Source organism: Streptomyces katrae, from assembly GCF_000966975.1.
Lineage (GTDB): Bacteria > Actinomycetota > Actinomycetes > Streptomycetales > Streptomycetaceae > Streptomyces > Streptomyces katrae.
This window is the reverse complement of record NZ_JZWV01000088.1, coordinates 22,343-28,737: the sequence shown is the minus strand read 5'-3', so window position 1 is coordinate 28,737 and position 6,395 is coordinate 22,343. Positions and strand designations below refer to the sequence as shown.

The 6,395-nt window shown below is 72.8% G+C and carries 7 protein-coding genes; 5 read left to right on the top strand and 2 right to left on the bottom strand.

Going from position 1 to position 6,395, the window contains the following annotated elements; all coding sequences use genetic code 11:
• The first annotated feature begins 106 nt into the window (after nucleotides 1–106).
• Nucleotides 107–1,267, top strand: coding sequence for a serine hydrolase domain-containing protein (locus VR44_RS04795; RefSeq protein ID WP_045946092.1), 1,161 nt, complete (start codon nucleotides 107–109; stop codon nucleotides 1,265–1,267).
• A gap of 31 nt (nucleotides 1,268–1,298) precedes the next feature.
• On the opposite strand, the gene VR44_RS04790 is transcribed toward VR44_RS04795, so the two are convergent.
• Nucleotides 1,299–2,315, bottom strand: coding sequence for an AfsR/SARP family transcriptional regulator (locus tag VR44_RS04790; protein WP_045946091.1), 1,017 nt, complete (start codon nucleotides 2,313–2,315; stop codon nucleotides 1,299–1,301).
• Nucleotides 2,316–2,348: 33 nt separating this feature from the next.
• Nucleotides 2,349–3,074: a thioesterase II family protein gene (locus tag VR44_RS04785; RefSeq protein ID WP_342669297.1), complete on the bottom strand. Its 726-nt coding sequence runs from the start codon at nucleotides 3,072–3,074 to the stop codon at nucleotides 2,349–2,351.
• Nucleotides 3,075–3,510: 436 nt separating this feature from the next.
• Here VR44_RS04785 and VR44_RS04780 point away from each other — a divergent pair, with 436 nt between their 5' ends.
• From VR44_RS04780 to VR44_RS04765, 4 genes are all read left to right on the top strand, one after another.
• Nucleotides 3,511–3,726, top strand: a complete 216-nt coding sequence (locus tag VR44_RS04780; protein WP_045946089.1) for an MbtH family protein — start codon at nucleotides 3,511–3,513, stop codon at nucleotides 3,724–3,726.
• A gap of 36 nt (nucleotides 3,727–3,762) precedes the next feature.
• Entirely contained in the window at nucleotides 3,763–4,503 is a 741-nt protein-coding gene (locus VR44_RS04775) for an LmbU family transcriptional regulator (protein WP_169790976.1), read from the top strand.
• A gap of 101 nt (nucleotides 4,504–4,604) precedes the next feature.
• Nucleotides 4,605–6,170, top strand: coding sequence for an amino acid adenylation domain-containing protein (locus VR44_RS04770; protein WP_045946088.1), 1,566 nt, complete (start codon nucleotides 4,605–4,607; stop codon nucleotides 6,168–6,170).
• On the top strand, nucleotides 6,170–6,388 hold the full coding sequence (locus VR44_RS04765; protein WP_045946087.1) for a phosphopantetheine-binding protein: 219 nt from the start codon (nucleotides 6,170–6,172) through the stop codon (nucleotides 6,386–6,388). Before VR44_RS04770 ends, VR44_RS04765 begins: the two co-directional genes overlap by 1 nt.
• The last annotated feature ends 7 nt before the right edge of the window (nucleotides 6,389–6,395 follow it).

Sequence of the window (6,395 nt, the reverse complement as noted above, 5' to 3'; positions counted from 1 at the left end):
CCCCGCCACCGGTCCCGCCGATCCCCTGATCACACGGATCACTCGGATCACATGGATTTCACGGTTTCACGGTTCCACGGACGACAACCACGAGAGGGGCACGACGATGCGGAGAAGAAGACCGAGAGCCGGCGTGGTCGCCGCGGCGGCGGCCGCACTGCTGGTCACCGCCTTCACGGGATCCGCCGCGGCGCGGGACGACGCTCCCCCCGCGGCCGGCCACCGGGCGACCCAGCGCGCGATCGAGGCGGCCGTGGCCGCCGGCGTCCCCGGTGTGGCCGCCGAGGCGCGCGACGCCGGGGGAGTGTGGAAGACGGCGGCGGGCGTGGGCGACCGGCAGACGGGCGCGCCGCGCACCAAGAACGACCGGTTCCGCGTCGGCGGCATCACCAACACCTTCGTCGCGACGGCCCTCCTCCAGATGGAGGCGGAGGGGAAGCTGAGCCTCGACGACAGCGTGGAGCGCTTCCTGCCCGGCCTGGTGACGGGCAACGGCAACGACGGCCGGGCGATCACCGTACGCCAGCTGCTCAACCACACCAGCGGCCTGTTCGACTTCCTCGCCGACCCGCAGTACGCCACGACCTACCTGGCCGGGGACGGCTTCCTGCAGCACCGGTACGACACCCTGACGCCCGAGCAGCGCGTACGGGTGGCCCTCTCCCACGAGCCGCCGTTCCGGCCCGGCGCCCGGCACTGGTACTCCAACACCAACGACGTGCTGGCCGCGCTCGTCCTGGAGAAGGCCGCCGGGCGGCCGTACGCGGACGAGGTCCGCAGGCGCGTCATCGAGCCCCTGGAGCTCAAGGCGACCTCCAATCCCGGTACGAACTCGCTCCTGCCCCGGCCCAGCGCCCGTGGCTACTCCAGGCTCTTCACCGACCGGCCCGACCGGATCGACGACGTCACCGAGGCGAACCCCTCGCAGAGCTGGGGCAACGGCGACATGATCTCCAGCACGGACGATCTGAACCGGTTCTACGAGGCCCTCATGCGCGGGCGCCTGCTGCCGCCGCAGCAGCTGAAGGAGATGAAGACCACCGTCGACAATCCGGACTTCCCGGGCGCGTCCTACGGACTCGGCATCGAACGGCTCACCCTGGGCTGCGGCACCACCCTCTGGTACCACGACGGCGGCGCGCTGGGATGGATCTCCCTGGCCGCGTTCACCGAGGACGCGGGCCACCAGCTCACGTTCAACTACAACGCCAACTGGGGGGCCGAGACCATCCTCCCGATCGTCAACGCCGAGTACTGCCCGGCCTGACCCCGGCCTCCGGCCTCCGGCCTCCGGTCCGTCAGGCCGTCACGCGCCGCACCGGCGCTCCACCGGTCAACTCCTCTAATCGGCACATGAGTTGGTTCTGCTCCTGCTGCAGCCGCTCGATGCGGCCCCGCAACCGGACGATCTCCTCCATCAGGGGGACCACCGCGTCCCCGGCCGCCGTGTCCGCCACCGCGGGCAGCGCCGGGACCCGTGGCGGACCGGCCGGGAGGGGGCACGCCGCCGGACCCAGGGACGGGTCGTGCTGGAGGATCGCCTGCATCAGGCGGCGCAGGGCGGGGCCCGGTTCGACCCCGAGGTCGTGCACCATCCGGTGGCGGGCCCGCTCGTACACGCGCAGCGCCTCCGCCTGCCGGCCGCAGCGGTAGAAGGCGACCATCAGCAGGTCGTAGAACCGCTCCCGCATCGGATGGTCGGTGGTGAGCACCATCAGCTCTCCGGTGATCTCACCGTGGCGCCCGGTGCGCAGGTAGGCGTCGTACATCATCTCCAGCGCCGTCAGGCGGTCCTCCTCCAGCTGGGCGGCCCGGCCCGCGCAGATGTCGCCGAGCACGCTGCCCTCCAGAGCCGGCCCGCGCCACAGCGACAGGGCCCGGCGCAGCAGCTCACCGGCCCGCCCCGGGTCCTCGTGCAGGATCCGCCGGGCGGTGTCGGTGAGCTGCTGGAAGCACGCCGCGTCCGTCTCGACGGGGCCGAGCCGCAGGGTGTAGCCGCGCGAGGTCGTCACGATCCACGGCTGCGGCGCCCGCCGGCCCGCCTCCCGGCCACCCTCCCGGCCACCGTCCCGGCCGTCCTCCGTGCCGGACAGCAGCCGGCGCAGCCGGGCCACGTGCACCTGCAGCGCGTTCTCCGCGTTGGCCGGCGGCTCCTCACCCCACAGCTCGTCGATGAGCTGCCGCACGGAGACGTGGTGCCCGGCCCTCACCACCAGCGCCCCCAGCAGCGCACGCTGTTTGGCGCCCGTGGGAAGCAGGTGCAGGCCGGCTTCTTCGTCCCGTACCTCCACCAGACCGAGAATGCGGAACTGCATGTCTTCTCCTCGCACGGGCGGGCAACGCAAGGGTCAGGAGGAGCGCGCCGCGCCCGCCGCGTCGAGCGCGGCGGTCGCGTCCCGTTCGACCAGCCGCAGCAGCGGCCGGGGATCGTCCTGGAAGTAGAAGTGGCCCCCGTCCAGGACCCGCAGGCCCTGGAACCGCTCGGTGTACGCCTCCCAGCCGGCCATCCGCGCCGGCGAGGCGTGCGCGTCCCCGGCACCCGCGTAGGCGGACAGCGCCACCGGCAGCGGGCCGGCGCCCGGACCGGGGCGCCACTCCTCCACCAGCCGCAGGTCGGCCCGGATGACCGGCTCGAACACCGCCCACAGCTCGGGGTCGTCGAAGATCCCGTCGGGCGTCCCGCCCAGCAGGTTCAGCCGGGTCCGCAGCTCGGCGTCCGGCAGCTCGTGGTACGGCTCCGCCGGACCCGCGGGCTGCGGCGCGGTACGCGCGGACACCCCGACCCACACGGGCAGCGGCAGCCCCCGCCCGGCGGCCCGCCGGGTCATCTCGTACGCGACGAGTGCCCCCATACTGTGGCCGAAAAGGGCATACGGGCACGTGAGTTCGGGCTCGACGGTGTTCAGCAGGAAGTCGGCGAGCCGGCCCGCGTCGTCCAGCGGCGGCAGGTCGAGGAGGAAGCCGTGCCCCGGGGCGTCGAGCAGCCGCACGTCCCAGGAATCCGGCAGTCCGGCGGGCCAGTGGCGGTACGGAAGATGGGATCCGCCCGCGTGGTGCAGGACGAACAAGCGCAAGGCAGGACGTGTGCTGTCCATCTCTCTCCCTCGGTCGGGCTGCGCACCCCCGCACCATAGAGCTGCGCCCGCCCGGCGGGGTGCGCACATCAGGTGAGCTGTGCCACGGGTGTGGCGGCTCTCCAACGATCCTCAGGCGGTGCGGCCCGGACGGCCCGCGCGGGCCCCGCCCGCCCTCCCGAGCGGGACTCGACCGTGTCTCAAAAGGGCCGCGTATACAGTGGGCGCCGAGTCGGACCGGCACCGCGGGCAACAGGGCCCGAACGGCATCCGCGGTCCCGCCCGCACGGCCAGTACGCCGCACCCACCGCTCGAACCGGAGCGCCGGGCGCCCTCCAGAACGACGCCGATCGGCGAACCCGCGCCCGCTCTTACGCACCTCCGGCCTGACGGTCTTTCTTCCCTAGTCACCCCATGACAGTTAAGGAAGTGTCACGTGAGCACGAACCCCTTCGACGACGGGGACGGTCGCTTCCACGTCCTGGTCAACGACGAGGACCAGCACTCCCTGTGGCCGGTGTTCGCCGAGGTCCCCGCCGGCTGGCGGGTCGTCTTCGGCGAGGCGGACCGCGCCGCATGCCTGGAGTACGTCGAACGCAACTGGACCGACCTGCGCCCCCGGAGCCTGCGCGAGGCCATGGCGGCGGACTGAGACACCGGCGCCCTGGCACACACTCTGAATTGGGGGATGAAGATCGTGAGCGGCGCTGTGAGAACCGCGGGCAGCTACCGGGCCCGGCCGTCGGGCCGTCCTGGCGGGCCCGCCCAAGGCGATGTGGTCCTGTCCTTCGTGGGACCGCAGGCCGAAGTGCGCAAGACGGGGATGATCCTCCCGGCGAACCTGCCGGAACGCTCCTGGGAACAGATCGGGACCAATCTGCGCGAGCTCGGGAACTCCTCGGCCTGGTGGCTCGCCGACTGGCTGCGCTTCGGCGAGGCCACCTACGGGTGGCGGCGCTACAAGGAGGCGATCGAGCGCACCGGGCTCGACTACCAGACGCTGCGCAACTACGCGTGGGTGGCGCGGCGGTTCGACCACCACCGCAGGCGCGACGGCCTGAGCTTCGCCCACCACGCCGAGGTGGCCCGGCTGTCCCCGCCGGAGCAGGACTACTGGCTGCGCCGGGCCGAACAGCAGAAGTGGTCGCGCAACGAACTGCGCCGCTCGGTCCGCGCCGGCCTCGCCGTACAGAACGACACGGCCGGGCTCCCCGCGGGCGGGGGTGACGAGCAGCCCGCTGCGGCGGCCGCGCAGCGCTGCCCGCGGGTCACGAAGCTCACCATCGAGCTCTCCGCCGACCAGCTCGAACACCTCTCCAAGGCGGCCGCCGCGCACGGTCTGCCCGTGGACAAGTGGGTGACCCGGCTGCTGGAGACCGCCGACCGGACCACTGCCGACCGGACGACCGCCGAACTCAAGTCCGCCTAGCGGCGCGGACCGCCCGCGCGCACGCGCCGGGCCGGTCCCGTTCCGTTCCGTGGTGCGCCGGCGGCCGTCCCGCCGGGAAACCCCTCACACCGGAGCAGTTGATGATCCTTCAGGGAAAACGGGTCGCCCTGCCCCCGAACCCCGTCGTGCACCGACGGTTCGAGGAGCACGCGCGGGCCACCCCCGACGCCGTCGCCGTCTTCCGGGCCGGCGAACGGACCACGTACGCGGAGCTGGACGCGCGGGCGAACCGGTTCGCCCGCCACCTCGCCGCGCGCGGAGTGGGGCGGGGCGCCAAGGTCGGCGTGTGCCTGGACTACTCGGCCGACCTGCTCGTGGCCGTCCTCGGCACGCTCAAGGCGGGCGCGGCCTACGTCCCCTTCGACCCGGCCTACCCGCCCGCCAGGCTCCGGCTGCTGCTGGACCAGGTCCCCGGCCTCGCGCTGATCGTCGCCTCCCCGGCGACGGCCGGACTGATCGAGCGGGCGCCCGTCGAGGTCACCGGCTTCGAGGAGCTGTCCGAGCGGCTCGCGGCGCTCCCCGCGACCGCCCCCGCCATCGAGGTCACCGGGGACGACCTGTGCTACGCGGTCTTCACCTCCGGCTCGACCGGCACGCCCAAGCTGACCGCCGTGCGGCACGAGGGCTGGTTCAACCTGATGAACTGGCTCCAGCTGGAGTACGGCCTGCACCAGGGGTCGCACAACCTGGTCGTCAGCGCCTTCGGGTTCGACCTCTCCCAGCGCGCCCTGATGACCGCGCTGTTCTGCGGGGCCACCCAGTACTTCACCACGAGCCGGAACTTCGACCCCATGCTCGCCTACCGCATGCTGGGCGAGCACCCGATCCGGACCGTGCACTGCGCCTCCAGCACGCTGTACCTGCTGGTGGACTGGGAGACCGCCCGCGGCGGGGACGCCCTGACCCGGCTCGATTACGTGCTCTTCGGCGGCGAGGCCCTCAAGGCCGAACGGCTCACCGACTGGGCCCGCCGCGAGGGCAACACCTGCACCCTGCTGCACCAGTACGGCGTCGCCGAGTGCACGGACGTCGCCACCTCCTACGACCTCGCCGGGTACCGGCCCGGCGGACACGAGGTCGCCCCGGTCGGCCGCCCGGCGTACAACACCGCCATCCACCTCCTCGACGAGGCGCTGCGCGGCGTCGCGCCGGGGGAGCAGGGCGAGATCTGCATCTCCGGAACCGGCGTCGGCGCCGGCTACCTCGGCGCCGCCGGACCCGAGAACGCGAAGTTCACCACGGTCGAGGCCGACGGGGAGCCCCTGCGCCTGTACCGCACGGGCGACCGCGGCCGGGTGAACGCCGACGGGGACCTCGTCGTCCTCGGCCGGATCGACGCACAGGTGAAGGTCCGCGGCATGCGCATCGACCCCGCCGACGTCGAACGCGCCCTCGCCCGGCTCGCCGGGGTCCGCGAGGCCGCCGTGGCGGTCACCCGCACCGCCGCCGGCGAGGCCGAGCTGTCCGCGTTCGTCGTCCCGGCGGGCGCCGACCTCGCCGAGGACGACCTGCGCGCCCGCCTCCTGGCGGACCTGCCGCGGAACATGGTGCCCGCCAGGTTCACGAACATCCCGCGGATCCCCCTCAGCCCGCACGGAAAAGTGGACCGCGCGGCGCTCGCCGACGCGATAGCGAGAGGACTGTGATGATTGCCGACGGTGTCCGCGCCATCTGGTGCCGGGAGTTCGAGCGCGACGACATAGGCCCCGACGACGACTTCTTCGCCCTGGGCGGCCAGTCCCTGATCATGACCAAGATCCAGGGCGCCTACATCGAGGAACTGGGCGCCGAGGTCCCCATGGACCAGATGTTCCTCAACCCGACGATCGCGTCGATCTCCGCCTACATCGAATCCAGCCGGTAGGGGGCAG